The sequence below is a fragment of the Kushneria halocnemicola genome (assembly GCF_965650455.1).
GTDB lineage: Bacteria > Pseudomonadota > Gammaproteobacteria > Pseudomonadales > Halomonadaceae > Kushneria.
The window spans coordinates 3434365-3461199 of sequence record NZ_OZ287968.1; the positions used below are offsets into that span (position 1 = coordinate 3434365).

The 26835-nt window shown below is 61.5% G+C and carries 23 protein-coding genes; 16 read left to right on the top strand and 7 right to left on the bottom strand.

Going from position 1 to position 26835, the window contains the following annotated elements; translation table 11 throughout:
* Positions 1-105: 105 nt before the first annotated feature.
* Positions 106-891, bottom strand: coding sequence for a hypothetical protein (locus ACS92L_RS15615; RefSeq protein WP_438766016.1), 786 nt, complete (start codon positions 889-891; stop codon positions 106-108).
* An 84-nt stretch (positions 892-975) separates the two neighbouring features.
* Between ACS92L_RS15615 and ACS92L_RS15620 the strand changes: the two genes are divergently transcribed.
* Together ACS92L_RS15620 and ACS92L_RS15625 are read left to right on the top strand one after the other, a co-directional pair.
* Complete coding sequence (locus tag ACS92L_RS15620) at positions 976-1227, top strand: hypothetical protein (protein WP_438766018.1); 252 nt, start codon at positions 976-978, stop codon at positions 1225-1227.
* The gene (locus ACS92L_RS15625; RefSeq protein ID WP_438766020.1) at positions 1217-2677 is read left to right on the top strand and encodes a phospholipase D-like domain-containing protein; all 1461 of its coding nucleotides are present in this window, start codon (positions 1217-1219) and stop codon (positions 2675-2677) included. Before ACS92L_RS15620 ends, ACS92L_RS15625 begins: the two co-directional genes overlap by 11 nt.
* Positions 2678-2706: 29 nt before the next feature.
* On the opposite strand, the gene ACS92L_RS15630 is transcribed toward ACS92L_RS15625, so the two are convergent.
* Positions 2707-3006 (bottom strand): hypothetical protein, encoded by a 300-nt coding sequence (locus tag ACS92L_RS15630; RefSeq protein WP_438766021.1) that lies wholly within the window; start codon positions 3004-3006, stop codon positions 2707-2709.
* Between the two features lie 172 nt (positions 3007-3178).
* Between ACS92L_RS15630 and ACS92L_RS15635 the strand changes: the two genes are divergently transcribed.
* From ACS92L_RS15635 to ACS92L_RS15650, 4 genes are all read left to right on the top strand, one after another.
* On the top strand, positions 3179-3919 hold the full coding sequence (locus ACS92L_RS15635; RefSeq protein ID WP_438766022.1) for an alpha/beta fold hydrolase: 741 nt from the start codon (positions 3179-3181) through the stop codon (positions 3917-3919).
* A 180-nt stretch (positions 3920-4099) separates the two neighbouring features.
* Positions 4100-5176, top strand: a complete 1077-nt coding sequence (locus ACS92L_RS15640; RefSeq protein ID WP_438766023.1) for a TAXI family TRAP transporter solute-binding subunit — start codon at positions 4100-4102, stop codon at positions 5174-5176.
* Between the two features lie 8 nt (positions 5177-5184).
* Positions 5185-5703: a DUF1850 domain-containing protein gene (locus ACS92L_RS15645; RefSeq protein ID WP_438766024.1), complete on the top strand. Its 519-nt coding sequence runs from the start codon at positions 5185-5187 to the stop codon at positions 5701-5703.
* Between the two features lie 31 nt (positions 5704-5734).
* Positions 5735-7984 (top strand): TRAP transporter permease, encoded by a 2250-nt coding sequence (locus tag ACS92L_RS15650; RefSeq protein ID WP_438766025.1) that lies wholly within the window; start codon positions 5735-5737, stop codon positions 7982-7984.
* A gap of 24 nt (positions 7985-8008) precedes the next feature.
* On the opposite strand, the gene ACS92L_RS15655 is transcribed toward ACS92L_RS15650, so the two are convergent.
* The 3 genes from ACS92L_RS15655 to ACS92L_RS15665 all read right to left on the bottom strand — a co-directional run bounded on the left by ACS92L_RS15655 (position 8009) and on the right by ACS92L_RS15665 (position 10034).
* The gene (locus ACS92L_RS15655) at positions 8009-9010 is read right to left on the bottom strand and encodes an LLM class flavin-dependent oxidoreductase (RefSeq protein ID WP_438766026.1); all 1002 of its coding nucleotides are present in this window, start codon (positions 9008-9010) and stop codon (positions 8009-8011) included.
* Positions 9011-9183: 173 nt separating this feature from the next.
* Positions 9184-9507: a hypothetical protein gene (locus ACS92L_RS15660; RefSeq protein ID WP_438766028.1), complete on the bottom strand. Its 324-nt coding sequence runs from the start codon at positions 9505-9507 to the stop codon at positions 9184-9186.
* A 263-nt stretch (positions 9508-9770) separates the two neighbouring features.
* Positions 9771-10034 (bottom strand): type B 50S ribosomal protein L31, encoded by a 264-nt coding sequence (locus tag ACS92L_RS15665; RefSeq protein ID WP_438766029.1) that lies wholly within the window; start codon positions 10032-10034, stop codon positions 9771-9773.
* Between the two features lie 262 nt (positions 10035-10296).
* On the opposite strand from ACS92L_RS15665, the gene ACS92L_RS15670 reads away from it, so the two are divergent.
* A complete protein-coding gene (locus ACS92L_RS15670) occupies positions 10297-12669 on the top strand; it encodes a mechanosensitive ion channel family protein (RefSeq protein WP_438766030.1) in 2373 nt (790 codons plus the stop codon).
* Between the two features lie 15 nt (positions 12670-12684).
* Here ACS92L_RS15670 and ACS92L_RS15675 read toward each other — a convergent pair whose 3' ends face one another.
* Positions 12685-13671, bottom strand: a complete 987-nt coding sequence (locus ACS92L_RS15675; protein ID WP_438766032.1) for a LacI family DNA-binding transcriptional regulator — start codon at positions 13669-13671, stop codon at positions 12685-12687.
* Between the two features lie 391 nt (positions 13672-14062).
* Between ACS92L_RS15675 and ACS92L_RS15680 the strand changes: the two genes are divergently transcribed.
* From ACS92L_RS15680 to ACS92L_RS15720, 9 genes are all read left to right on the top strand, one after another.
* The gene (locus ACS92L_RS15680; protein ID WP_438766033.1) at positions 14063-15391 is read left to right on the top strand and encodes an ABC transporter substrate-binding protein; all 1329 of its coding nucleotides are present in this window, start codon (positions 14063-14065) and stop codon (positions 15389-15391) included.
* Between the two features lie 104 nt (positions 15392-15495).
* Positions 15496-16398: a carbohydrate ABC transporter permease gene (locus ACS92L_RS15685; RefSeq protein ID WP_438766034.1), complete on the top strand. Its 903-nt coding sequence runs from the start codon at positions 15496-15498 to the stop codon at positions 16396-16398.
* Positions 16395-17249, top strand: a complete 855-nt coding sequence (locus ACS92L_RS15690) for a carbohydrate ABC transporter permease (protein WP_438766036.1) — start codon at positions 16395-16397, stop codon at positions 17247-17249. The genes ACS92L_RS15685 and ACS92L_RS15690 overlap by 4 nt, the downstream gene beginning before the upstream one ends.
* 57 nt (positions 17250-17306) lie before the next feature.
* Positions 17307-18461, top strand: a complete 1155-nt coding sequence (locus ACS92L_RS15695; RefSeq protein ID WP_438766037.1) for an ABC transporter ATP-binding protein — start codon at positions 17307-17309, stop codon at positions 18459-18461.
* A 45-nt stretch (positions 18462-18506) separates the two neighbouring features.
* Positions 18507-19976 carry a mannitol dehydrogenase family protein gene (locus ACS92L_RS15700; RefSeq protein WP_438766038.1) on the top strand — a complete coding sequence of 490 codons (1470 nt, stop codon included), beginning with the start codon at positions 18507-18509 and terminating at the stop codon, positions 19974-19976.
* Between the two features lie 37 nt (positions 19977-20013).
* Positions 20014-21516: a xylulokinase gene (gene xylB / locus ACS92L_RS15705; protein WP_438766040.1), complete on the top strand. Its 1503-nt coding sequence runs from the start codon at positions 20014-20016 to the stop codon at positions 21514-21516.
* 100 nt (positions 21517-21616) lie between these two features.
* Positions 21617-22576 (top strand): transaldolase, encoded by a 960-nt coding sequence (tal, locus tag ACS92L_RS15710; RefSeq protein WP_438766041.1) that lies wholly within the window; start codon positions 21617-21619, stop codon positions 22574-22576.
* Positions 22577-22674: 98 nt separating this feature from the next.
* Positions 22675-23343 carry a nucleoside/nucleotide kinase family protein gene (locus ACS92L_RS15715; RefSeq protein WP_438766043.1) on the top strand — a complete coding sequence of 223 codons (669 nt, stop codon included), beginning with the start codon at positions 22675-22677 and terminating at the stop codon, positions 23341-23343.
* Positions 23344-23514: 171 nt separating this feature from the next.
* Entirely contained in the window at positions 23515-24912 is a 1398-nt protein-coding gene (locus ACS92L_RS15720; RefSeq protein WP_438766044.1) for a sugar porter family MFS transporter, read from the top strand.
* Positions 24913-25001: 89 nt separating this feature from the next.
* On the opposite strand, the gene ACS92L_RS15725 is transcribed toward ACS92L_RS15720, so the two are convergent.
* Positions 25002-26693, bottom strand: coding sequence for an NAD-dependent malic enzyme (locus ACS92L_RS15725; RefSeq protein WP_438766045.1), 1692 nt, complete (start codon positions 26691-26693; stop codon positions 25002-25004).
* Positions 26694-26835 lie beyond the last annotated feature (142 nt).

The following is a 26835-nucleotide window of genomic DNA, read 5'->3' on the forward strand; positions in this document are numbered from 1 at the left end:
ACTGCCGTGGGCCATCGGCGCGCCATGGCGTCAGCCATGACCCCTGGAAAGGGTGCCTATCTTAACCAAAAGAGACGGCCGGCGGGACGTTGATGTGGGCATGGGTTACGGCGTCTGTGCCGCAAACAGGGTAGACAGATCATCAACGCGCGTCAGCGCCCTGTCCGGCCCGACGTGCAGCAGCACCGGCAGGCGTTGGCTTCCGGTAAGGGCCAGCAGGCGCTGGCGCGGGTCCAGCAGCAGTGCCGTGTTTTCCAGCTCGAGCTGCTGATCGGGATGCTGGTCGAGATATCGGATAACGCCCAGAAGAGGCTCTCCCTGATTGATCAGCGCCAGTGCCGGGCGATGGTCCGCCGGCCGGCCGGCCAGTCTTTCGAGCCACTGCCGACAGGGTGGGCAGTCGCTGCGCCACAGTAGAAGATAGCGCGGCGATGTATCATCGGTCGGCGTCACCGAATGACCGTCAAGCGATTCAAGCGTCAGCGCAGGCAGGGTGTCGGGCAGCGGCGAAGACAGCTCTGATCGCCACTGATCCAGCCCCCACCAGAGCCCGCTTGCCATCATGATCAGCGTGCAGAGTCTTTTGTTGGATACGGGGCGCTTTCGGCAGTACCACACCGTCCAGGTCAACAGGGCAGCGAGGCCACCGGCGGCGACGCCCGTGCCCTGGTCTCCCGGCCATGGTAGCGTGCGAAGTGACATGCTTTGAAAGGGCCAGGACCACAGCCAGGCGCCGACCGGCCAGACGATCAGCGCCCCCAGTGCCCAGCGCGTTGTGACAGAGCGTGCCAAGGGGCTGATGAGGTGCGCGACCAGCAGCGTTATCGTGGCGCAGGCCGTGAACAGTTGCCCAGCGGACAGGGCGGTCATGGCGCTATCAAGGAGTTCCATTCGTTTTTTCCATCATGCGTTAAACTTGGACCGGCCGGCATGCCCGGCGGTGCTTTCTGATCCATGTCGTTGCCGGTGATTTTCATGCCCGATTCCCGCTCTTTGCGCGCTCGACGTCGTGATACCCCTCGTATTTTGGCCATTGCGACCCAGATGATCGGCTTTATTCTGATCGTGCTCTTTGAGACCCTGTTACCTGAACATCTGAAACGTCCGTGCCAGGGCCTGGTCCTGGTGGCCATGCTCGTGGCAGCGCTCTATGCCGCCCTGCTGCGTCGCTATTACCGTAATCGGTCGCTCAAGCGACGTGACCATGAGTCCTTCCATGACCAATGATATGAGTTCCAGTGCGCTGGCGCGCTGGGCGAAACAGTACGGACCGCCCTCGGAAAGCAGCAGCGGCATGCGCCTGCTGTCCGATGGTCTTGATGCCTTTGAGGTGCGTGCGCATCTGGCTCGTTACGCTGAATACAGCATCGACAGCCTGAGCTATCTCCTTGAGGACGGCACCACCACCCAGGTGTTGATGGCCGAGCTTCTGGCTGCCGCCGAGCGCGGCGTCAGCGTCAGGATGCTGGTCGATGACATGAGCGCCATCAGCGTGCAGGGCATGCTGCGTGCCATGCAGACCCACCCCAATATCGACGTGCGCCTTTTCAACCCGGCAACCTTTTGGCGTCGCTATACCTGGAGTCATCGACTCGCCATGGGGCTGACCATTCGTCAGTCGCATCGGCGCATGCACAACAAGCTCTGGCTGGTGGATGGCGTGGTAGGGATCGCAGGCGGGCGCAACCTCAGCGATGACTATTTCATCACCAAAAGCGAATACAATTTCGCCGACCTCGACATGCTGGTGGCAGACGGTCACGTTGCCGAGCAGATGCGTGAATGCTTCAGCCAATACTGGCACGGTCACTGTGTGCGCACGCTGACCTCTCTGGTTCCGGAAACCCCGGGCCGTGACTGGCAGGCGCTGCGTGATGAACTCAAGCGCAAGCTGTCCGGCGAGGAGCTGGCAGACTCTGCCTTTTTGCCCATTCATCATGGTGAGAAGCGGGCACTGGAAGAGGGGCTGGGCGAGCTGGTTCAGGCCGACGGCGAACTGTACTGGGATCACCCCGACAAGCCCTGTCAGCCGGGTTACCCATCCCGCGAGCTGATCATGGGGCCTGCCCTGGGCGCGATAGTGGCGCAGACGCAGCACCACATCAAAATTGTCTCGGCCTATTTTGTGCCCAGTGAGCGTGATGTCATCGATATTGAAGCGCTACTGGACAGGGGAGTGGAGGTCACCGTATTAACCAACTCCCTGCAGGCCAGTGACACCCCGGTGGTCAACGGCGGCTATGCGCCCTGGCGGCAACGCTACCTGGAAAAGGGGGCGCACATGCATGAGCTGCGTCACGGTTACAAACCGCGCCGGCGACGCAAGCACCATTTCGGCATCATGGCCTCCAGCCTGCATGGCAAGGCCATGGTCATGGACAATAAAAGACTTTTTATCGGTTCTTTCAATATCGATCCACGCTCGACCTGGTGGAACAATGAGATGGGACTACGGGTCGAGCACGATGGGTTGGTGGCAGAACTTGACGAGGTCATCGAACGAGCGTTGAGCCCGGCCAGCAGCTTCAAGGTCGAGCGCGATGATCAGGGTCAGCTCTCCTGGCTGACCGTGAACGAGAACAACGAAACGCACCGATTGCACAAGGAACCCGGCACTCTGCTGGCCCGGGCTCAGAAATGGCTGGGTGGCATGCCGGGTATCAGCCGGCTTCTGTAGGGCGGCGCCGGGAAGCGCCGGTAAACGGCCTAGCTGTTGTGCTCTATGGCTTCCTCGGCGGTACAGGCCACGTTGTCGACGATGGTCCACTGCTCCGGGGTCCCGCCTTTCTCGACGGCCTCGATGAGTGCTGCGGTCGCACGGCGCACATAGGGTTTGCCATCCTCCTCGTGCGCCTTTTCAAGATCACTTTCCATATCCGCGATCAGCGCCTCGACGCCATCGTAGTCATCACTCCACTCGAGCGCCTGTTCGGCCGCTTCGTTGATCGTTTCTCCAATGCCGATAATGGCGCTGTCACTGGCGACAATATAACCGCTGGTATCCATGGGTATGCATCCTCCATAACCGTTCGAGGGGGGACCGGCATTACCGGGAGTTGTCGGACATGAGCCTCAGTATAGACATGCCTGTGCGGTCATCGACAATCGCTCGCTGTCATGTGCAATAACGCCAGCTATGCTCAGCATGAATATTTCATGCGTGTATCAGGGAGACAACATGCTGCCATTGATCGATCGTGGCCGGGGCGAGACCGCACTGGTCATGATGCACTTTTTCGGTAATTCCCACCGCGAATGGCTGGAGGTTATCGAACATCTGGGACCGGCGCATCGCTGCGTTGCGCTGGATATGCCGGGATTTGGCGATGCCGCCGACCGCGATGGATTCGATACCCGTGCCATGGCCGACCAGGTGGAACAGACCATCGAGGCAATGGGACTTGAGCGGGTTGTATTGGTAGGCCACTCGTTTTCCGGCAAGGTGGCCATGGTGCTGGCGGCCCGGCGCCCGAAATGGCTGGTTTCAATGGTGCTGGTGGCGCCGGCACCGGCCGGTCCGCAGCCGGTCAGTGACGAGGAGCGCGAGTTTCAGCAGGCCTTTGATCACGGCCGTGAGCAGGCCGAGGCCTTTATCGATGGTGCGATCGCACAGCCCCTGTCGCCGGCGCGCTATCGTGACGCCGTGGAAGATGCCATGCGCGCCTCGCCCGAGGCCTGGCAGGCCTGGCCGCGTCACGGCAGCCGCGAAGACTTCTCGGCCGAGGTGGGGGTGCTGGACTGCCCGACGCTGATCGTTGTGGGCGACCGGGACCCCTCATTGCCGCCGCAGACTCAGAAAGCACTGGTACTGGGTCAGTTCGCCTCACCGCGCCTTGAGGTGATTGCCGATCACGGGCACCTGCTGCCGATGGAAATGCCGCAGCGGCTGGCCGAGCTCATCGACGACTTCGTGAATTAATGCATCGAGGTCGTTACATGAAGTTCTGATTTTTTCAATGCGACCAATGGATGCCGTGCCCGATGCCTGTCAGGTGTTGGGCACGTTGTATTACGCCTTTGCCCCTGTATACATTGGCGTCGCACGACAGCGCTCGATGAACAAAAGCGTACGAGACCAATGGATCAGGGGACAAGCACCATGAATTACAAAAGCGGACTGATAGCGGCCTCGCTGGCCCTGCTGATGCTCGGCGGCTGCGGCGATGACAGCGACAATCAGCAGACGGACAGCGCCGAGAACGCTCAGCAGGAGGGCGACGACCGCCAGAACAACGCCGGTGACGCGACAGCAGATCCCGTTCAGGTGGTGTTTGGTACAGGGGGCACCTCGGGGGCCTACTATGCGCTCGGCGGTGCGTTGAAGTCCGTGCTTGAAGCCAGTCCGCTGGTGCGTAACGTCCAGGTGGTCTCCACCGGTGCCTCGGTGCAGAACATCCAGAATATTCAGGACGGCCTGAATCAGCTGGCCATCGTCATGAGCGATGTGGCCTATGACGCGGTCAACGGTCAGAACCAGTTTGAAGGCAATGCCGCCGACATTACCGCCATCGCCGGGCTGTATCCCAACGTGGTGCAGGTCGTGGCGCTTGGCAACAGCGGTATCGACAGCATCGAAGACATGGCCGGCAAGCGTATCGGCGTCGGTCAGGTGGGGTCCGGCGTAGAGGCCAGCGCCAGAATCGCCCTGTCCTCTGCCGGTCTCGAGTACGACGATCTGGCGCGCGTCAGTCATACCGGTTATGCCGACAGCGTCACCGAAATGAGCAACGGCAATCTGGATGCCGCCTTTTTCACCTCGGGCGTTCCCAACAGCAACATCACCGGGCTGATGCAGAGTCGGGACATCAAGTTCGTCAACATCGACGGCGATATTGCCCGGACGCTGATGGACGACTACCCCTACTATCAGAGCTACACCATTCCGGCCAATGCTGCCGAGCGCTATAACCTCTCCGAGCCGGTCAACACCGTGGCCATCCGCAACCTTCTGATCGCCCCGGCCAGCATGCGTGACGATGTGGCCGAAGAACTGGCGCGTCGCTTTGACGAGTATCTCGGTTCTGGTCAGGTGGCTGTGGGTGCCCTGCGTGAGGTAGGCGCCGATACGCTGGATCAGGATCTGGTCCTGCCGGTGCATCCCGGTGCGCAGCGTTATTACGACAGTCGCGAGGCAAGTGCGGCGCAAAACGACGCCGAGGGTAGCGACGCGACCTGAGCGAGCGCGTGCGGCGTCGTCACGGATGGCTTGTACTGTACGCGCTTGTCGTCGTGCTGGTGTTCTGCTGGCCCCGGCCCTGGCTGGTGGTCAGCGAACTGACTGGCGAAGACACGCTTGAGCGGCGCTATGTGTTTTCCGGTGATGAGGGCACACGCTTTTCGTTGCGCTGGCAGCATTCGGTAGAGCGTGAGGACTGGATCGAAACCTTTGAGCTGTCCCGGGGCGGGATTCGCGTGGTGCGAAGCCGCTTCAAGACCTTCGGGGCCGGCGTGCCGGATATTGGCCGTGCCAGCCATGTCGAAAAGGGCTGGGTTGTACTGGATGACATCGATCGCCCGGTAGACCCTCTGCTGGTTCAGGCCGCCGCCCGGGAACACTATCGCATGGCATATGGCGGGTACTGCTTCGATCTGGCCGCGCTCGGGGCGGCGCCTGTCCTGAGATTCCAACAACAACGGCTGCCACCCGTGATGGTCATGGGCGCCCTGTGGCGCCCCTGGTGGTACCGGATGACCGGGGAGTAGCTGGGCCCCGGGTCAGCACGGAGACAACAGCATGAACACAAAAGCGGATAGCCGTGACGCTTCGGGTGACAAGCATGACGGCGCCGAGCTGACCGGTGGCCTGGCAGGCAGGGACGACAGCGCTGCGCTGGACCCGGCACTGCTGGAAAAATATGACCGCGAAAGTGCCATACGTCACAGTCTGCCGCGCCATTTCGCCCGAGTCGTAACGTGGCTGGGCGTGGCGCTGGCCCTCTTTCATCTTTATACCTCGACGGCCGGGCCGCTGATCGATATTCAGCAGCGCAGCATTCACCTGTATACGTTGATGGCCCTGGCCTTTGTGCTCTATCCCTTTACTCGCAAGGGCGCGCGTGACCGCGTACCGATTCGCGATGTAATCCTGGCACTGCTGGCGCTGGGCATCGGGATCTACATGATTGTGTCCACCCAGCGGATTATCCTGGCCGCCGGGCGCATCACGGATCTGGATATGGTGATCGGCATCGTGGCCATCCTGCTGGTGCTGGACGCCACTCGGCGTGTGACCGGCTGGGGGCTGACACTGCTGGCCACGGCCTTTCTGGCCTATGGCATCTACGCCAGACTCTCCTTTTACCCCGAACTCAATCCGAATATTTTAATGGCGATCGGCCGCCAGCTGATGTCGCATCTGGTCTACATCACCGAAGGCCTGCTGGGCTCGGCGATTGCCGTATCGGCCAGCTATATCATTTTATTCATTCTCTTTGGGGCCTTTCTGGGCAAGTCGGGGCTGGGACAGCTGTTCAACGATCTGGCGCTGGCGGTGGCGGGTCACTCCCGCGGCGGGCCGGCCAAGGTGGCCGTCATTGCCAGCGGGTTTCTGGGCTCGATCAACGGCTCGGCCATTGCCAACGTGGTCACCACCGGCGCCTTTACCATCCCGCTGATGAAACGGACCGGATACAAGGCCAACTTTGCCGGCGCCGTGGAAGCGGCCGCCAGCGTGGGCGGGCAGATCCTGCCGCCGATCATGGGCGCGGCGGCGTTTATCATGGCCGAGGTGCTGTCGGTGCCTTATACCCAGGTCATGATGGCCGGCATCATCCCGGCGCTGCTTTTTTATCTGGGCGTGCTGATCCAGGTACATCTGCGCGCCCTGCGCAACGGTCTAAAGGGAATCCCGCGCGATCAGCTTTCGCCGGTACGGGCCGTCATGGTCGAGCGCGGGCATCTACTGGTGCCCATGGCGGTATTGATCTGGCTGCTGGCTGACGGGCGCGCACCGTTTTTTGCCGCCTTCTGGTCGATCGGTGCCACAGTGCTGATCTGCGGTACACGCCGCGTGGTGATCGGGGTGTCGCTGATTCTTCTGGCACTGATTTTTCAGCCACAGCTGGAAGGGCTGATCATGGGGCGGGGGATGCCGGCCATTGCCACAGAGCGGCTCTGGCTGCTGGCGGTGATTGCGGTACCGGTCATCATCAACGCGCTGCGTGCCAGCAAGGGTATCGTGGCCGAAACCATGACCGCGCGCGACTGCGTCGATGCCATGGAAGGCGGCATTCGCAATGCCATTCCGGTGGCCGTGGCCTGCGGGGCGGTAGGCATCATCGTGGGGGTGGCCACGCTGACCGGCATCGCGCTGGAGGCGGCCGATGCCGTGGTGGCGCTGGGCTCACAGATCCCGAGTCCGACCCTGCAGCTGATGGTCACGCTGCTTCTGACCATGCTGGCTTCCATCGTGCTGGGCATGGGGCTGCCCAGCATTCCGACCTATATCATCACCAGCACCATGGCCGCGCCGATTCTGCTCAACCTGCCGCTGTTTCGTGAGCTTTCGGGCAGTAATGAGACGGCCGTGTTCGTGGCGCACATGTTTGTGTTCTATTTCGGCATCTTTGCCAATCTGACGCCGCCGGTGGCGCTGGCTGCCTATGCCGGCGCCGGTATCAGCGGCGGCTCGCCCAATGCCACGGGCTTTCAGGCCATGAAGCTGGCGATTGCCGGATTCGTGGTGCCCTTCATGTTCGTGTTTGCCCATGAAATGCTGATGATCGATTCCACGATCACCAATATCCTGATGGTGCTGGTGACCAGTGTGGCAGGCGTGACGCTGCTGGCCATCGCCGCCGAGGGCTATCTATGGACGCGGGTTAACATGGCCATGAGACTGCTGTCTCTGGCGGGCGCGCTGATGCTGATCTTCCCGGGGCTCTGGACTGACCTGGCGGGTGCGGGTATCGCGGTGATGGTGTTCATGATCAACCGGGCGCTGGCGGCCCGGGAGAAGGCGGGGGCGTCAGGCACACCTGCCTGACACACACGGATTCGGTCGGGTCGCTTAGCGTCGGCCCGACCGAAGATCGGCAAGAATCTCGTAGCTGCGCAGCCGGTCGGCGTGCTCATAAAAGTCCGAGTTGATCATTACCTCATCGGCGCCCGTGCGTTCGATAAAGGCTTCGAGCTCACGGCGAACGGTGTCCGGTCCACCCACGATGGAGGCGCCCAGGTTGTTGGCGATGGCGGCCTGCTCGTGCGGGCTCCAGTCCATTTCGCGTACCGGCGGCGCCAGCTGGATACGACGGCCGCGGATCAGCGACAAAAACTTCTGCTGCTGGGTCGTGGCCTGATACTGCGCCTCTTCATCGCTGTCTGCAGCAACCACCGGAATGCCGACCATGGCATAGGGGGCATCAAGCACGCTGGAGGGCTGGAAATTGGTGCGATACAGCCGCAGCGCCTCCATCATGTAGCCCGGCGCGAACTGCCCGGCAAAGGCAAACGGCAGTCCCAGGTGTGCGGCGAGCTGGGCGCTGTAGCCGCTGGAGCCCAGAAGCCAGAGCGGTACGTGGGTGCCCTGGCCCGGCCACGCACTGACGCGCTGACCGGCCTGCTCATCGCCCAGATAGCGAGAAAGCTCTGCCACCTGCTGCGGGAAATCGCTCACACCGCTTTGCGGATTGCGGCCCAGGGCGGCAATGGTGGCGCCATCGGTGCCGGGCGCGCGGCCCAGACCCAGATCGATACGGTCGGGGTAGAGGGTGGCCAGCGTACCGAACTGCTCGGCCACTATCAGCGGCGGATGATTGGGCAGCATGATGCCGCCGGAACCGACCCTGATGGTTGAGGTGGCGCCCGCCACATGACCGATCAACACCGAGGTGGCGGCGCTGGCGATACCGGCTGCATTGTGGTGTTCGGCCAGCCAGAAACGGTGAAAGCCCAGCGACTCGGTATGACGCGCCAGCGTCACCGTATTATCGAACGTCTCGGCGATGGCGCCGCCCTGACGCACGGGCGCCAGATCCAGTACGGACAGGCGGGTATTGGCAAGTAGGGACATGGTGGCCTCTGAAAATCACGGGAAAGCACTGCCGCCAGCATATCATTAGCAGGCTCATTATGTAGGACATCGGGTCGTGTCAGCGGCAATTCAAGGGCGGCAGAGTGCGTCACGGGGCAGGGGCATCAAAAAAGCCGGCTGAGCCGGCTTTTTAAGTGACAAAACAGTGTCGATCAGCGCTTTTGAGCGTCGCGGCGAATCTCGTATTCACCTTCCAGCGTGGCGTGACCGTCAGACGCTGCGGTATGGCCCTGCCAGGTTTGGCCCTGCTGGCCTGCCTGTTTTTTCATGCGGTGGCGCACCAGCGGCATCATGGCCCAGCCCAGCAGAATAAAGAACAGGGCCAGTACGCTGCCAAGCATCAGGAGAATACCGAAGATCATCCACGCACCCAGCATTTTCAGGGCGCCGGGCTGGCGGGAGGGCTGTGCTCCTCGCGCGCGTGCCTTCATCTCTTCGGCCATGCGCCAGGCGGCGTTATAACTTTGATCTGCCATGTAAACACTCCTCACGGGTAGTGGCTGAATCAAAATGGCTGATAATAAGACAATAGCGTCCATGGCAGGTTCATGCCCGGATACGTGATTCAGCCTGATTTATGTCACAAGGGGACTGACAGGGAGAGATGCTGGTCGTGCGGGGTCGGGCAGGGCAGCCCTGACGCCCGAAAGAAAGCCTTTCGGGCATACAGGAGCGCTGCAGTGTTCGAAATATCGGCTCGAACGAGGCCGTATGACACGGGCGAAGCGCGCCCGGGGTCTTACTCTGCGTTGTTGCGCGTACCGAAGTTGCCAAAGCGACGACGGAACTGTGCTGCACGACCTTCAGAGCTGGCCTGACGCTGCTGGCCGGTATAGAAGGGGTGCGATGCAGAGGAAATATCCAGACGTACCAGCGGATAGGTCTCGCCTTCAAATTCGATGGTCTCGCCAGTGCTTACTGTCGAACGAATCTTGAAGTGTGTATCGGCATTGGTGTCGTGAAAGATCACCGTGCGGTACTTGGGATGGATGCCTGCTTTCATGGCGCGCTCCGGAAAGATGTTGGTCAGCCAAATTTAATGGCCGGGTATGATGGGCCAGCGTCAATATTTTTTCAACCGTTTTCCGGTCTGACCGGCCCCGGTGTGCCGCTTTTTGGTCGCGACTGCCCTTGATGGGCGTTTGTCGGGTGAAGGAAATGGCGGCGAACCGTGTTGTTGTCACCGCCATTGATGCGCGCCACTTGTGAGCCGGGCCCGACCAGGTCACGCTGCCTGCCGGTTGGATCGAAAGGACTATCAGGCAATGCAGGCGATAACAGGGCTTTGGCCGCTGACAGCCATGCGCCGACTGGGCGCAATATTCACACTGATGCTGATTTTGTTGGCGGCGGTGCCACAGGCCCATGGCTCGGCCGCCGAGCTTGCCGGACTGGGGTCCGGCAGCGGCGACGGTTCTGGCAGCAGCGAGCAGGCCTCTCCCGAACAGATTCGTGACTCGCTCGATCAACTGATCTCGACGCTTGAAAACAGTGAGCAGCGCGATTCGCTGTTGCAGGGGCTGCGGGATCTCAGGGAGGCAAGCCAGGCCCGTATCGACAGCGACGACTCGCAGGGACCGCCGGGCGCCACAGGGCGTGGCCTTCTGGGGGCGCTTGCAGCCACCTTCGAGGAGGTCACCGGCCAGGAGGGCGAGGGGCGAAGTCTGGTCCAGAGCTGGCAGCACAATGCCGACAGTGCGCTGGATGATCTGTCCGAGCGCTTTGGCGAGCACGGCAGTCGCTGGATACTGCTGCGCGACTTTTTGATCACGCTGGCAGTGCAATTGATTGCAGGGGTGCTGCTTTATGCGTTGATCCGCGCCGTGGGCAAGCACTATGGGGTGGCACTGCGCCTGCCCGAACAGCCCACCGCCGTGGTACTGATGCGCTACTGTCTGCGACGGCTTCTGCCCATGGGTGTCGCCTTTGCCGGTACGCTTGCGATCACCTTTCGCATGGGCCCCACACCCGGCATGACCCTGGCGACCACGCTTGGCTGGGCGGCGCTTTGTGGCATGGTGTTCGCCTCGGTCTGCGAGGTTGTTTTCTCGCTGTTCTCCTGGGGGCATCGCCGCACGGCGCTGCGCCTGCTGCGACAGCAGGCGGCGTGGCCGCTTTTCTATATCGGCAGCGTGGCCGCTTTGGGCGACGCCCTTAACGCAACCCTGCTCACCGAGGCGCTCGGCAGTGATCTGGCCGGCTTCAGTGCCGAGGTGGTCAACATCACGGCGGTCGTACTGACCGGCTTTTTCGTGGTGCGCTTTCGCCGCCCGATCCGACATCTGATCCGCAATCGGCCGCTGAGCCAGCGTCAGCAGGGGGGCGCGGTCAGTGATCTGATTCAGGTGCTGGGCAGGGTCTGGCATATCCCGGCGCTTTTGATCGTGGCCGCCTCGCTGCTGGCCATCCTGACCTACAGCGGCGATGTGCGCTCGGTGTTTGCCCGGGCGCTTTTGACGGCCGCGCTCATGATCGTGACGCTGATCGTGACCGGTCTTTTGCGACGCAGCAGCCAGCAGGTACGCCAGCGCCCGCGGCGATCGCTTTATACCCGCCGTCTGACGCGATTTGGCTATGTGCTGGCGCATCTGGGGTGCTGGGTCATCTTCGCCGAATGCGCCGCACAGACCTGGGGCTTTTCGATATTGAACCTCGGGCGAACCGGCGGGGTGGGCGAGCGTATCGCGCAGCCTCTGTTCAGTATCGGCCTGACGGTGCTGGTCTGCTGGCTGGTCTGGATTCTTACCGATACGGCGATCCACCGCGCCATGACCTCAACGTCGCGCTCCCAGCGCGGGCGGGCGCGCCGGGCACGGGCCGAGACCATCACGCCGCTGATGCGCAACGTGGTGTTTGTCACCATCGTGGTGATCGGCTCGATCGTGGCGCTGGCCAATCTGGGTGTGAACGTGACACCGCTGCTGGCCGGTGCCGGTGTCATCGGTCTGGCGGTGGGCTTTGGTGCCCAGACGCTGGTGCAGGATCTGATTACCGGTATCTTCATTCTGGTGGAGGACACCCTGGCCATCGATGATTTTGTCGATGTGGGCGGCAATCTGGGCACGGTCGAAAAGCTCAGCCTGCGTACCATTCGCCTGCGCGATCTGGACGGCATCGTCCACTCGGTGCCCTTTAGCCAGATCAAGGCAGTGCAGAACTATTCGCGCGAGTTCGGCTACGCCATGTTCCGGGTGCGCGTGCCTCAGCGCATGACCATCGACCGGGCCATCGAGATGATCGAGGAGACCGCCGGCGGCATGCGCAATGATCCGCTGTTTCGCTTCAAGATCTGGTCGGCGCTCGAGATGCAGGGCGTGGAGAGCTTTACCGAAGGCTCGGCCATCGTGCGGGCCCGCTTTCGCACGGCACCGGTCATGCAGTGGGAAGTGGCCCGCGAGTTCAATCTGCGTCTCAAGCGGCGCATGGATGAGGAGGGTTTTGATCTGGCCGTGCCGCGCACCAGTATTCATCTGGAAAACATTGATGGCCTGCTGGAGCATCTGCGCGGGTCGGCCGCGCCCGTGTCGCGCGAGGATCCTGATGTGATGGCGGCACCGCCCGAATCCCGTGATGAAGAAGACGCGCAGGCGCCACCGGACGCTGCGTCGGAGGGAGGCGATGCGCCGTCGCGGCCCTGAGTCGGGTCGTAGCGCTCAGGCGCGGTCGTCGGGCAGCTGAAGCCGGCTTCGCACGATCTGGCGGGTGCCCCGGCGGCTGCCGGCGTGCAGGGCATCCTCGACCAGATCCATGGCCTGGGTGGCCATGGTCACCAAGTCATGGCGAATCGAGGGGATGGCCACATCCAGCAGTTCGGCATGCCGAATGCCGTCGATACACAAAAGGCGTGGCCCGCCGGCGTGTTCGGGCAGCGCCAGCCGTGCCCGGCGATAGGCGGTCAGAATGCCCAGCGTGATCTGATTGTTGATGCCGATCAGGGCGTCAGGCAGTGAAGGCCGGTCGAGCCGCTCATCCAGAAAGCGCTCGGTGGGTGCCATGGAAAAACCGCCATAGTGCACTTCAAGGCTGATGGCGCTGCCGGCCAGCGCCTCACGAATGCCCGATACCCGCCCGATCGTGATCATCGACTCCGACGGCCCCGACAGGATCAAAAGCCGCTCGACCGGCTGTTGGCGCATCCATAGCCCGGCCTGATAGCCGCAGTCGAGATTGTCGATATACACGCCGCCGTGATGGGGCGCCGTTACCTCGCGGTCCATCAGGATAACCGCAATACCTGCCTTTTCCAGACGCTCGAAATAGCCTGGCCGGTAGCGCCTGTCAGCAGAGATGACGGTCAGGATGATGGCGTCCACGCCGCAGGCAATCAGCCGATCGACGGCCGCCGCTTCCTGAACCGATGAGTCGCGGGAGTCCATGATCAGCACATCCATTTGACGCGCCTGGCCGAGTTGCGCCAAAGCGCATGCCAGCTCATGGAAAAAGGGGTTGTCGAGCTGCGGATTGATAACGCCAATGACGCAGCGTCGGGGCCCGGCTGCGGGCTCAACGGGCTGGCGCGGGCGCGGTAAATAGCCCATGTCGCGGGCGGTTTCCAGCACATGCTGACGTGTCTGCGGATGCAGCTGGTGAGGCGCGCTAAAGGCACGCGAGACGGTAATCGGGCTGACGCCGGCGGCCATGGCGACATCCTTTAACCGCACCCTGCCAGTTGATATGGGCTTCGCCATGGCGTTGTCGGGTATCCGTTCAAAAGGGCCGTCGCAGGCACTGCGTTTTCGTGCGGCCGATACTGCTATCTATCATTTTTTGTCATTTTTGCCGCCTGAAAGTTGCCCCGGGTGGGGGAGACATTCGTCGGTCGATGGTGATGTTGTTTTTCTACTCAAGCCTATCAATTGGTCCATGTTTTTTTAATTGTTTGTTTTTGCTGGTTTATTTAAAAATCGACCTGCTTGCCTGAAATGCATTACTGCTTAACGATGTGGCAATGATGCGAATGACACCAAATGACAATAAAGAACAGGTCGGTGTGTCGCAGTGAAGCGATTTTCCGCCACGGGAAATCCATCAATGACCAGGGTAGACATTACAATGAAAACGTCATGGATCATGCTGTTGGCAGGGCTTGGAAGCGTCGGGGTCGCCCACGCGCAGACCACCATTACGGTGGCCACCGTGAATAACCCCGACATGGTCACCATGCAGAAGATGACCAAAGCCTTTAACGAGGCGCATCCCGATATTCGGGTCAATTACGTCACGCTGGCCGAAAACGAGCTGCGCCAGAAGATCACCACCGACATTTCAAGCGGCGGCGGTCAGTATGACGTCATTACCGTGAGCAACTATGAAACGCCGATCTGGGCCAAAAACGGCTGGCTCAAGGCGATGGACCAGCTGCCGGAGAGCTATCAGGTCGACGATCTGATTCCCAGCGTGCGTCAGGGCCTCTCCTTTGACGACAAGCTCTACGCCCTGCCGTTTTATGCTGAATCCTCGATGACCTACTACCGCAAGGATCTGTTCGAGAAAGCCGACATCGAGATGCCCGATCACCCGACCTGGAGCCAGATGCAGGACTTCGCCCAGAAGATTCATGACCCCAAAAACGGCGTCTACGGTATCTGTCTGCGCGGTTTGCCCGGCTGGGGCGAAAACATGGCCCTTTTCAGCACCATGGTGAACAGTTTCGGCGGGCGCTGGTTCAACGAGCAGTGGGAAGCACAGCTGACCTCTCAGGAGTGGAAAAATGCCGCCAACGCCTACAAGACCCTGCTGACGCAGTACGGCCCGCCGGGCTCGACGTCCAACGGCTTTACCGAGTCCGAAACACTTTTTGCCAACGGTCAGTGCGGCATGTGGGTCGACTCGACGGTGGCCGCCGGCTATCTCTCCAACCCCGACAACTCGAAGGTACACGAGCACGTCGGTTTCGCTCAGGCACCGCATGAAACCACCGAGGCCGGCTCGAGCTGGCTGTATGCCTGGGCGCTGGCCGTGCCGGAGTCGGCGAACAATCCGGAAGCTGCCCAGACCTTCGTTGACTGGGCAACGTCTGCCGATTACATCCAGAGCGTGGCCGATGCCCACGGCTGGCTGTCCGTGCCGCCCGGCACGCGTGAATCGACCTACGAAAGCCAGGGCTATCAGGATGTGGCGCCCTTCGCCGGTCTGGTCGAGGAGGCCATCGCCAGTGCCGATCCCGAAAATCCGACCGCCGAGCCGGTGCCCTATACCGGTATTCAGTTCATCAGCATCCCGCAGTTTCAGGCCATCGGTACGCGGGTCGGTCAGATCATGGCCGGTATCCTGAGCGGTCAGACCAGCGTGGATCAGGGGCTTGATCAGGCGCAGGCCTTTACCGAACGGCTGATGCGTCGCGCCGAGGTGGCGAAGTAGTCGACGAATCAACGGTCATTGACCGTCGGTAACCAGTGCGACCACGCGGGGCTCTCCCGCGTGGTCACCTTCGCTGATGACTTCTGCCCTGTGAGGCCCGTGACATGAGTGCTCCCCCCACGAACGCGTCACCCAGGCGACGTGCGCCGACCAAGCGGCTGATGGCGCCATCCGTGCTGTTTCTGCTGGTCTGGATGATTGTCCCGCTGGCGATGACGCTGTACTACTCGTTTCAGGACTACAACCTGATGATGCCGGATATGCGCGGCTTCGCCGGGTTTTTAAGCTATGAACTGCTCTTTACCGACCCCGTGTTCTGGGATGCGCTGATCAATACATTGCTGCTGGTGGCGACCTGCCTGCTGGTGACGGTGGTCGCGGGGCTGGCGCTGGCGTTGTTGTTCAATCGCACCTTTGTGGGGCGTGGTATCGCGCGAACGCTGGCCATCTCGCCATTTTTTGTCATGCCGGTCGTCACCGGTCTGATCTGGAAATACATGCTGCTGGACCCGGTCTACGGGCTTTTTTCCTGGGTGATGCGCTCGGTGGGCCTTGAGCCGGTGCAGTGGCTGTCAAGCTATCCCCTGTTGTCGGTGGTGATGATGATCAGCTGGGAGTGGACGCCCTTTGCGCTGCTGATTCTGCTGACCGGACTGCAGTCGCTGCCGGAGGATCAGCTCGAGGCCGTGCGCCTGGACGGTGCCAATCGCTGGCAGGAGTTTCGCCACATCGTGCTGCCGCATCTGGGGCAGGTGCTCTATGTGGTGATCATGCTGGAGAGCATCTTCTTTCTGACCTCCTTTGCCGAGATCTATGCCACCACCAGCGGCGGCCCCGGCACGGCGACCACCAACCTGCCGTATTACATCTATTTGAGTGCCTTTTTCCAGTATGACATCGGGCTCTCCTCGGCGGCGGCCGTAGGGGCCGTCATTCTGGCCAACATCTTCGCCATATTCCTGATCCGGTTCGTGGCCGGTAACCTCAACGCGGGGAGCCAACGATGACGACCTCCAGGATTGATCAAACGCCCGGGCGCAAAAGCGGCGTCGGCGGCACGGCGCTGACGCTTTTGGCCTGGCTGGTCGGTATCACGATGTTTTTCCCCATCCTCTGGGTGGTGCTGACGGCGCTCAAGACCGAGCAGACCGCCTTCAGCATGACGCCGACCTTTATCTTTTCCCCCACGCTGGACAGCTTTCGCAGTGCGCTGGCCCAGGGCAGCGGCTACTGGCACTACGCGCTGAACTCGGTCATCACCGCGCTGGGCTCAACGCTGGTCGGGCTGGCACTGGCCATACCGGCGGCGTATGCCATGGCGTTTTATCCGTCAAAGCGGACCGACTTCACGCTGGTGTGGATGGTGTCGACCAAGTTCATCCCGGCGGTGGGCGTGCTGATCCCGGTCTTTCTGGTCTATCGCTCGCTGGGCCTGCTGGATACCCGGCTGGGTCTGACGATGCTGTTTACCTCGATGAACCTGCCCATCATGGTGTGGATGGTGTACTCGTATTTTCGCGATATTCCGGTGGATATCGTCGAGGCGGCCAGCATCGATGGTGCCAGTACGGCGCAGACCATGTTTCGCGTGATCCTGCCGCTGGCGCTGCCGGGGCTGGCCTCGACGGGGCTTCTGGCGCTGATTCTGGCCTGGAACGAGTCGTTCTGGAGCCTGACCATGACCGATTACCACGCCGCCACGCTTGCCGTGTATACGGCCTCGTTCAAGAGCGGCGAGGGGCTTTTCTGGGCGCGACTGTCGGCCGCTTCGGTGCTGACCATTGCCCCCATCGTGGTACTGGGCTGGTTTGCCCAGCGCCAGATGGTACGCGGACTGACCTTTGGCGCCGTCAAATAGGCGCAGTGACTCGATCTGCGCAGCCGGATGGCTGTGCCTGAAAAAGGAAGAGCTTTCATGGCGATTGTAGAACTCAAGGGTGTGGCCAAGCGCTACGACAGCGTGCCGGGCAAGAAGGGCGGTGAGCACGCCAATGCGGTCGAGGATTTCAACCTGACTACAAGGGATGGCGAATTCGTGGTGCTGGTCGGGCCGTCGGGCTGCGGCAAGTCCACCACCATGCGCATGATTGCAGGGCTTGAGCACAATACCGCCGGCGAAATCCGCATCAACGGTCAGGACGTCAGCGCCGTCGAGCCGCGTGACCGTGACATTGCCATGGTGTTCCAGAGCTACGCGCTCTACCCGCACATGAGCGTCTATCACAACATGGCCTTCGCACTCGAGCTCAAGAAAACGCCGAAGGACGAGGTTAAAAAACGCGTGCAGGAAGCGGCCAGAATCCTGGATATCGAGCATCTGCTGGATCGCAAGCCGCGAGCGCTCTCTGGTGGGCAGCGCCAGCGCGTGGCGCTGGGCCGAGCGCTGGTGCGTCAGCCGCAGGTCTTTTTGATGGATGAGCCGCTGTCCAACCTGGATGCGCGGCTGCGCGTCGAAATGCGCGCCGAAATCACGCGGCTGCACCGGCGGCTGGGCGTGACCACGTTTTACGTGACCCATGATCAGACCGAGGCCATGACCATGGGTCAGCGCATCGTGGTCATGCGTGATGGCCGAATTCAACAGGTGGACACGCCCTATAATCTCTACGAGCGGCCGGTCAATCGCTTCGTGGCGGGCTTTATCGGCACGCCGTCGATGAACTTCCTGCAGGCCGATTACCAGGGCGATACACTCCGGGGCGAGGGCTTTTCATGCCCGCTGGGGTCGCGTCAGCAGGCGGCACTGGGCGATGCCGGCCAGCGCCCGCGATGCTGGCTGGGGATTCGCCCCGAGCATCTGCATCAGGTCGAGGCCGCCAGCGGCAGCGGCCGGCTGGAAGGCGTGATCGAGGTCATCGAGCCGCTGGGGCCGGTCACCATGGCGCAGGTCCGGGTGGCCGAGACGCTTATCACGGCGCAGCTGGCGGCGCATCTCGATGTAGAGATCGGTGACACACTGGCACTGGCCTTTGATCCGGATCATGTCCATCTTTTTGATATCGACAGTGACGAGGCACTGGGGCTTGAGGCGGTCGCCACCGCGGCATCGTCTCAGGCAATGGCGCAATGACAGTACCGGGCCGCTCAAGCGGTCGACAACACGGGGAGTGAGGACATGACAGCGCTGAAGGCAGACAATCTCGATCAGCTGGGCGAGGCGGTGGCACGGCCTCGCTACAACCGTGACGATGTCAGCGTCGGCATCTTCCACTTCGGTGTCGGCGGCTTTCATCGCGCCCATCAGGCCATGTATCTCGATGAGCTGATGAATGAGGGCAAGGCACTGGATTTCGGCATCTGTGGGGTGGGTGTGATGCCCGGCGATCGCCGCATGCAGGAGGTGCTCAAGGCGCAGGACGGCCTTTACACCCTGGTGCTCAAGCATCCCGATGGGCAGTGGAAACCGCGGGTGATCGGCTCGATCGTCGACTATCTCTACGCCCCGGATGACCCGGAAATGCTGATCGAGCGCCTGGCCGCCGAGACGACCCGCATTGTCTCGCTGACCGTGACCGAAGGCGGCTACAACTTCCATCACGTCACCGGCGAGTTCAATTTCGACAACCCCGACGTGCGACATGACCTGGACGCCAATGCTACGCCGAAGACCTTCTTTGGTCTGATCGTTGAGGCGCTGGCGCGCCGACGTGAGAAGGGGCTGACACCCTTTACGATCATGTCGTGCGACAACATCCAGGGCAACGGCGATGTGGCAAAAGAGTCCTTTGTGGCTTTTGCCCGGTGTCGTGACCCCGAGCTGGGTGACTGGATCGAACAAGAGGTGCACTTTCCCAACTCGATGGTGGATCGCATCACGCCGGTCACCACCGACGAGGACCGCGCCGAGATCAAAAAGCGCTTTGGCATCGAGGATGGCTGGCCGGTGGTGTGCGAGCCCTTCACCCAGTGGGTGCTGGAAGATCATTTCAACATGGGCCGCCCGGCCTATGACGAGGTCGGCGTGCAGGTGGTTGATGACGTCATGCCCTATGAGCTGATGAAGCTGCGCCTGTTGAACGCCAGCCATCAGGCGCTGACCTATTTCGGCTATCTCGACGGCTACCGCTACGCCCACGAGGTCTGTCAGGACGAGCTGTATGCCGACTTTTTGCTCAACTACATGGTCGAGGAGGGCACGCCGACGCTCTCGCCCGTACCCGGGGTCGATCTCGACGACTATCGTCGTACCCTGATCGAGCGCTTTGCCAATCCCGAGATACGTGACACGCTGGCCAGACTCTGCGCTGAAAGCTCCGATCGTATTCCGAAGTGGTTGTTGCCGGTCATCCGCGAGCAGCTTGAGCGTGACGGCGAAATCAAGCGCTCGGCGGCCGTGGTGGCGAGCTGGGCCCGCTACGCCGAAGGCGCGGATGAACAGGGCGAGCCGATCGAGATCGTGGACCGCATGAAGGAAGAGCTTCACGAGATCGCCCAGCACAATCGCGATAACCCGCTGGCCTTTATCGAAAACCGGGAAGTCTTCGGTGATCTGGTCGACAACGAGCGCTTTGTCGAGGCCTACACCGAAGCACTGGCGCGTCTGCACCGACAGGGCGCCCGGGCCACGGTAGAGTCGGTGCGCTAACGCACTGGCACGACAGCATTCTCGAAAGGAAGAGCCCATGTATATCGGCGTGGACTGCGGGACACAGAGTACCAAGGTGGTGGTGCTGGATGCGCAAAACGGCGTCATCATCGGCGAGGGGCAGCAGGCGCACGAGCTGATCAGCCGTGAAAGCGGTCGTCGCGAGCAAAACCCCGAGTGGTGGGTCAAGGCGTTTGAAGCGGCGTTTCAGCAGGCGATCGAGGCGGCCGGCATTGATGCCGGTGCCATTCGCGGTATCGGTGTCTCCGGGCAGCAGCATGGCATGGTGGCCCTTGATGATCAGGGGGTGCCGGTTTATCCGGGCAAGCTCTGGAATGATACCGAATCCTTTGCAGAAAACGCCGAATACATCGAGGCACTCGGCGGTGAGAAGGGCTGTCTGGACGCACTGGGGGTCGTGCCCCAGACTGGCTACACCGCCTCCAAGGTGATGTGGCTGCGCCGCCATCATCGCGACGCCTATGAGCGCATCGCCCATATTCTGCTGCCGCACGACTATCTCAATTTCTATCTCACCGGTGAGTACACGGCCGAATACGGTGACGCCTCGGGAACCGGCTGGTTTGATACTCGAAAACGCTGCTGGCATCTCGAAGCCTTTTCACACGTGGCGCCCGAGCTTGACCCGGAGCGCGTACTGCCGCGGCTGATCGAGCCGCATCAGCCGGCCGGCACCGTGCGCCGTGAGGTCGCCCACCGCCTGGGTCTGGGCAGTAGCGTGATCGTCTCGGCCGGCGGCGGCGACAACATGATGGGGGCGATCGGCACCGGCAATATCCAGGCCGGTGCGGTCACCATGAGTCTGGGTACCTCAGGCACCATCTATGCCAGCGCCAGCCAGCCGGCTATTACCGATAACGGGCTGGTGGCGAATTTCTGCGCCAGTCACGGCGGCTGGCTGCCGCTGATCTGCACCATGAACGTGACCTCGGCCACCAGTCAGCTCGGTCGCGTGCTGGGCCATGACGTCAGATCCTTTAATGATGCCGTAGCGCGCGCGCCCATCGGCGCCGAGGGTGTTCGGGTGCTGCCGTTTTTCAACGGCGAACGTGTGCCGATGCTGCCGGAGGCGACCGGCAGCTTTATGGGGCTTTCGGCCCACAACTTTTCGGCAGACAACCTCTGTCGAGCGGTCATGGAAGGGGCCAGCTTCGGGCTGCGCTACGGGCTGGATCTGCTGGCGGCGTTTGATATCCGCCCCGATCAGCTGCGTCTGGTCGGCGGCGGCGCCAACAGCGGCGTCTGGCGACAGATGATTGCCGATATCATGAACGTGGAACTGGTCTGTCCGGTGGTTCGGGAAGCAGCCGCGCTGGGCGGTGCGCTGCAGGCACAGTGGTGCGATGAATACATGCAGGGGCGCAAGACGGCACTGAGTGATATCTGCCGTCATGCGGTTGATATTGACCGATCAACCCTCACATCTCCTGACAGGGATAACGTATCGCGCTATGCAGATGTCTATGCAGACTATGTCGAAACGCTAAAAAATCGCTATCCTGAAGCTCTGACACGGTAGAATTTTCGTCGCAGACGGTCACGAGCCGTCCCTGCATGAATATCGCGGTCAGTCGATGTCTTGTCCTCGGCTGGCCCCAATCGATTCGATGGAGTGATACATGGCAACTCAGCTTGAGTCCCTCAAGGCGATTTCCAAGGTCGTCGCCGATACCGGTGATCTGGAAGCGATCAAGAAATATCAGCCCCATGACTCCACTACCAATCCGTCGCTGCTGCTCAAGGCCTTCGATCTGGAAGGCTATCAGGAGCTGATCGACAAAACGCTTGCCGAGGTCAAAAAAGAGACCGAGGGCCAGAGCCGCGAAGAACGCCTCGAGCACGCCGTGGACCGTCTGTCCGTGGTCGTGGGCACCGAGATCACCAAGCTGGTGCCGGGCCTTGTCTCCACTGAGGTGGCGTCCAAGCTGTCGTTTGACCGCGAAGGCAGCGTCGAGAAGGCACGCAAGCTGGTTGATCTCTACAAAAAGGCCGGCGTCGATCGCGACCGCATCCTGATCAAGCTCGCCTCTACCTGGGAAGGCATTCGCGCCGCCGAGCAGCTTCAAAGCGAAGGCATCAACTGCAACCTGACGCTGTTGTTCAGCGATGCCCAGGCACGTGCCTGCTTTGAAGCCGGTGTGTTTCTGATCTCGCCCTTCGTGGGCCGCGTCACCGACTGGTACAAAAAGCGTGACGGCGTTGAAAGCTACAGCCCCGATGAAGATCCGGGCGTGAAGTTCGTGCGCGGCGTGTGCGATTACGCCAGCAACTATGGCTACGACACCGTGGTTATGGGCGCCAGCTTCCGTAATACCGATCAGGTTCTGGCACTGGCCGGCTGCAATCGCCTGACCATTTCGCCCGATCTGCTCGAAGAGCTGGCCAACACCGAAGGCGAGGCCGAACGCAAGGTGACCGATACCGGCGCCGGCGACAAGAAGGTCGAGAAAATGACCGAAGCCGAGTTCCGCTGGCAGCATAATCAGGATCCCATGGCCAACGAAAAGCTGGCTGAAGGCATCAGCAAGTTTGCCGACGATCAGGAAAAGCTGGAAGGTCTGATCGAAAAGCGTCTGTAAATAGCGCGCCTTTCGTTAAAGGGCCGGCCCCCGCGGGGGTCGGCCCTTTTTGTGTGGTGCAGGGTTTTAAAAGTGCTGACAAGGGTGTTGAAGAAAAAATGTCGTCTGAAAACGATATTGATGGTCTTTTGATCGATGAGGCAGTGGTTGCAGCGGCCCGGGCGCTGACTGCTGGTCGTTCCCGGGCACTGCTGGGGCTGGTGGGCGCGCCGGGGGCCGGCAAGTCCAGCGTCAGCGAGGCATTGATGCACCATCTGGGTGAGCAGATGCAGGTGGTACCGATGGATGGCTATCATCTCTCCAATCGCGAGCTGGCTCGTCTGGGCCGCGCCGAGCGCAAGGGCGCGCCGGATACCTTTGATGGCAACGGCTACGTCTCGCTACTGGCGCGGCTGCGTACGCCCAAAGAGGGTGAGACGGTCTATGCTCCCGGCTTTTATCGCGAGATCGAAGAGCCCATCGCGGCCAGCATCGCCGTCTCACCGCAGACGCCGCTGGTGGTGACCGAGGGCAACTATCTGCTGATGAACGACACGCCCTGGGATCGCGTCAGGTCACTGCTCGATGAAGTCTGGTATGTCGAGGTCGATACCGAGCTGCGCGAGCAGTGGCTGGTCGAGCGCCACATGCGCTTTGGGCGCAGTGAGCCTGATGCCCGTGCCTGGGTAGCCAGCACCGACCGCCCCAACGCCGAGCGTATCGAGGCGACGCGGACGCGGGCGGATCGTCTCATCGGCTGGGACGGCGGGCGTATCCGGTTTTTATAGCGGCCTACATGAAGTGACACGATGTCACCATTTGCCTGCAGCATGACGGGCGGTGGAGGCTTCCATCAGCATGACTTCAGGTTACAATTCTACTCAGGCTCTGATGCTCGAACATCAGGGCATTTTTTTGCGTATTGCGCTGACACGATTCAGCCAGCTTCAGGAGGGTTCATGACGCATCATGCAGGACACGCCCCCAGGGGGCCTCAGGGCAGAACCCTGGTGGCACTGGTCTCCATCATTGCCGCGCTGGGCGGGCTGCTGTTCGGCTACGACACCGGCATTATCGGTGTCGCTCTGCTGGGGCTGGCACGCGATTTTGCGCTTGATGACACGCTCAAGCAGATCGTGACCGGCGCCATCATCCTTGGCGCACTGGTGGGCTGTCTGGGCACCGGGCCCATCTCCGATCGTATCGGGCGGCGCTGGTCGATTGCGCTGGTCGGGCTGGTGTTCACGCTCGGGTCGATCCTGTCGGCGGCGGCGCCCAGTGTGGGCGTGCTGATTCTGGCGCGCTTTATTCTGGGCCTGTCTGCCGGCAGCGCCACGCAGATCATTCCGGTCTATATCGCCGAGGTCACACCACCGGCACACCGCGGCAAGCTGGTGGTGATGTTTCAGTTCATGGTGGTCTTTGGCATCCTGGTGGCCTATCTCACCGGCTACGCGCTGGGCCATCAGTGGCGCTGGATGTTTGCGCTCGGCATCATTCCCTCGGTCGTTTTGATGATCGGCATGCTGCTGTTGCCGGAAAGCCCGCGCTGGCTGCTGAGCAAAAACCGTGAGCAGGAGGCGCTGGGCATTCTGGAGCGCGTGCGCGGCGACAGACAGGGCGCACAGCAGGAGCTTGACGAGATCAAGGAGATCTCGGCGCAGCCGGAAGGGCAATGGAAGGATCTTTTCAGCCCGTGGGTGCGTCCGGCCCTGATTGCGGGTTTTGGCATCGCGATGTTTTCCCAGATCACCGGCAACAATGCCCTGATCTACTATGCCCCCACCATTCTGAGTGACGCAGGCTTTGGCGACAGCGCCTCGGTGCTGGCGGCCGTGGGCGGGGCGGTGCTGATCAATCTGGCCACCGTGCTGGGTATCTTTCTGGTTGACCGCATCGGTCGCAAGCGCTTTCTGCTGTGGATGGTGCCGGGTTCGGCCGTCGCGCTGATCGTCATGGGCGCGCTTTTTATCGGCGGCTCACCGGAAAGCACCGCGGCGCAGTGGACCCTGGTAGCGTGTCTGGCCATCTACATGGCGCTCAACTCAAGTTTTGGCGTCTGCCTGTGGCTGATCAACGCCGAGGTTTATCCGCTGTTTGTACGTGGCAAAGGAGCAAGTGTCGGGGCCTTCAGCCACTGGATATTTAATCTCTTGATGACACTGACCACGCTGTCGCTGATCGGCGCGCTGGGTACCTCGGGCACCTTCTGGCTCTACGCGCTGATCACCATTGCGGCTTTGGTGTTCATCGTGCGCTACGTGCCGGAAACGAAAGGGCGCTCGCTCGAGGAGATCGAGGCGGATCTGCGCAATGGCACCTTCTTCCCGGCCAAACGCAAGAAGGCCGCAAAGTGAAGGGCAGTGCGGCACGGCCATGAGTCATGGCCGGGCTGGATAAAAAAGGGCGCCTTCGGGCGCCCTTTTTGCGGTCGGCATGCATCGGCCTAGTAGGATGCGCGACGATACTGACGATAGCGCGGGCGCCAGAAGTTGGCGTCGATCGCCTGGCGGATGGTGTCGTCATCGGTTTCCAGTGCCACGCCGTCCTGCTGGGCACGCCGGGCCACGGCGATGGCGATCTTTCGGCTTACTTCCTGGATGTCAGACAGCGGCGGCAAAACGGCGCCCTTGCCTTCAATCGCTACCGGTGAGCAGTCCGCCAGTGCTCTGGAGGCGGCCATCAGCATGCCATCAGTGATGCGCGAGGCTTTTGCGGTGATGGCGCCCAGTCCGACACCCGGGAAGATATAGGAGTTGTTGCACTGGGCGATGGGAATCTTGCGATCGCCCAGACTGACCGGCTGGAAGGGGCTGCCGGTGGAGACCAGCGCTTCACCGTTGGTCCACTCGAGAATCTCGCGGGGCGTGGCCTCGATGCGAGAAGTCGGGTTGGACAGCGGCATGACCAGCGGCTCGCGGCAGTGCTCGTGCATGGTTCTGATGACGTTTTCGGTAAAGAGACCGCGCTGGCCGGAGACACCGATCAGGATGGTGGGTTTGGCATTGCGCACCACATCGATCAGCGCCAGGTCGCCGCTTCCGGTATCCCAGTCGCTGATGTCGGCGCGCTTTTGCACCAGTCGGCGCTGGAAGTTGACCAGGTTGCTCATGTCATCGGTCAAAAGGCCGTAGCGGTCGATCATGAAGATGCGCTGGCGCGCCTCGGCCTCACTGATTCCCTCTTCCTGCATGGCCAGCACGATATGTTCGGCGATGCCGCAGCCGGCCGAGCCGGCGCCGACGAAGGCCACGCGCTGTTCGGAGAGCTTTTCACCCTTGGCCTTGCAGGCCGAAAAGAGCGTGCCCAGCGCCACGGAGGCGGTGCCCTGGATGTCATCGTTGAAGCAGCAGATCTCGTCGCGATAGCGCTCCAGCAGCGGCATGGCGTTGGCCTGGGCGAAATCCTCGAACTGGATAATGGCGTTGGGCCAGCGGCGCTTGATGCCCTGAATGCACTGATCGACGAACTCGTAGTAGGCCTCGCCGGTCACGCGCTCGTGGCGCCAGCCCATGTACATGGGGTCGTCGAGCAGGTCCTGATTGTTGGTGCCGACATCCAGCACGATCGGCATGGTGTAGGCCGGGCTGATGCCGCCGCAGGCGGTGTAGAGCGAGAGCTTGCCGATCGGGATGCCCATCCCGCCGATGCCCTGATCGCCCAGCCCCAGGATGCGTTCGCTGTCGGTGATCACCACCACCTTGACGTTGTCCTTGGTGGCGCTGTGCAGGATGTCGGTGATGTAGTCGCGGTGATCATAGGAGATGAAAATGCCGCGGTGAGAGCGATAGATCTGCGAAAACGACTGGCACGCCTCGCCCACGGTGGGCGTATAGATGATCGGCAGCATCTCTTCGAGATGGTCTTCCAGCAGGCGAAAGAACAGCGTTTCGTTGCTGTCCTGAATCGAGCGCAGATAGATGTGACGATCCAGGTCGCTGGACTGCTGTTCGTACTGCTGATAGGCGCGCTCGGCCTGCTCCTCGATGGTTTCGATGTTCTGCGGCAAAAGACCCAGCAGGTTGAACTGGATGCGCTCTTCAAGCGAAAAGGCACTGTCCTTGTTGAGCAACGGCGTTTCGAGCAGGGTGGGCCCCGAGTGCACGATATAAAGCGGGCGAGAAGGATTCTGGGACATCGTCATGACTCGCTGTAGACAGAAAGTGAAGGGATGCCCCGGCAGACACTGCGCAGGGCATCGGTTGGGTCATTCACCGCCGGCGGCGTTCCCACTATAGCCATCTCCCGGAACGCGACACAGCGCGACCATGGCCTGACGC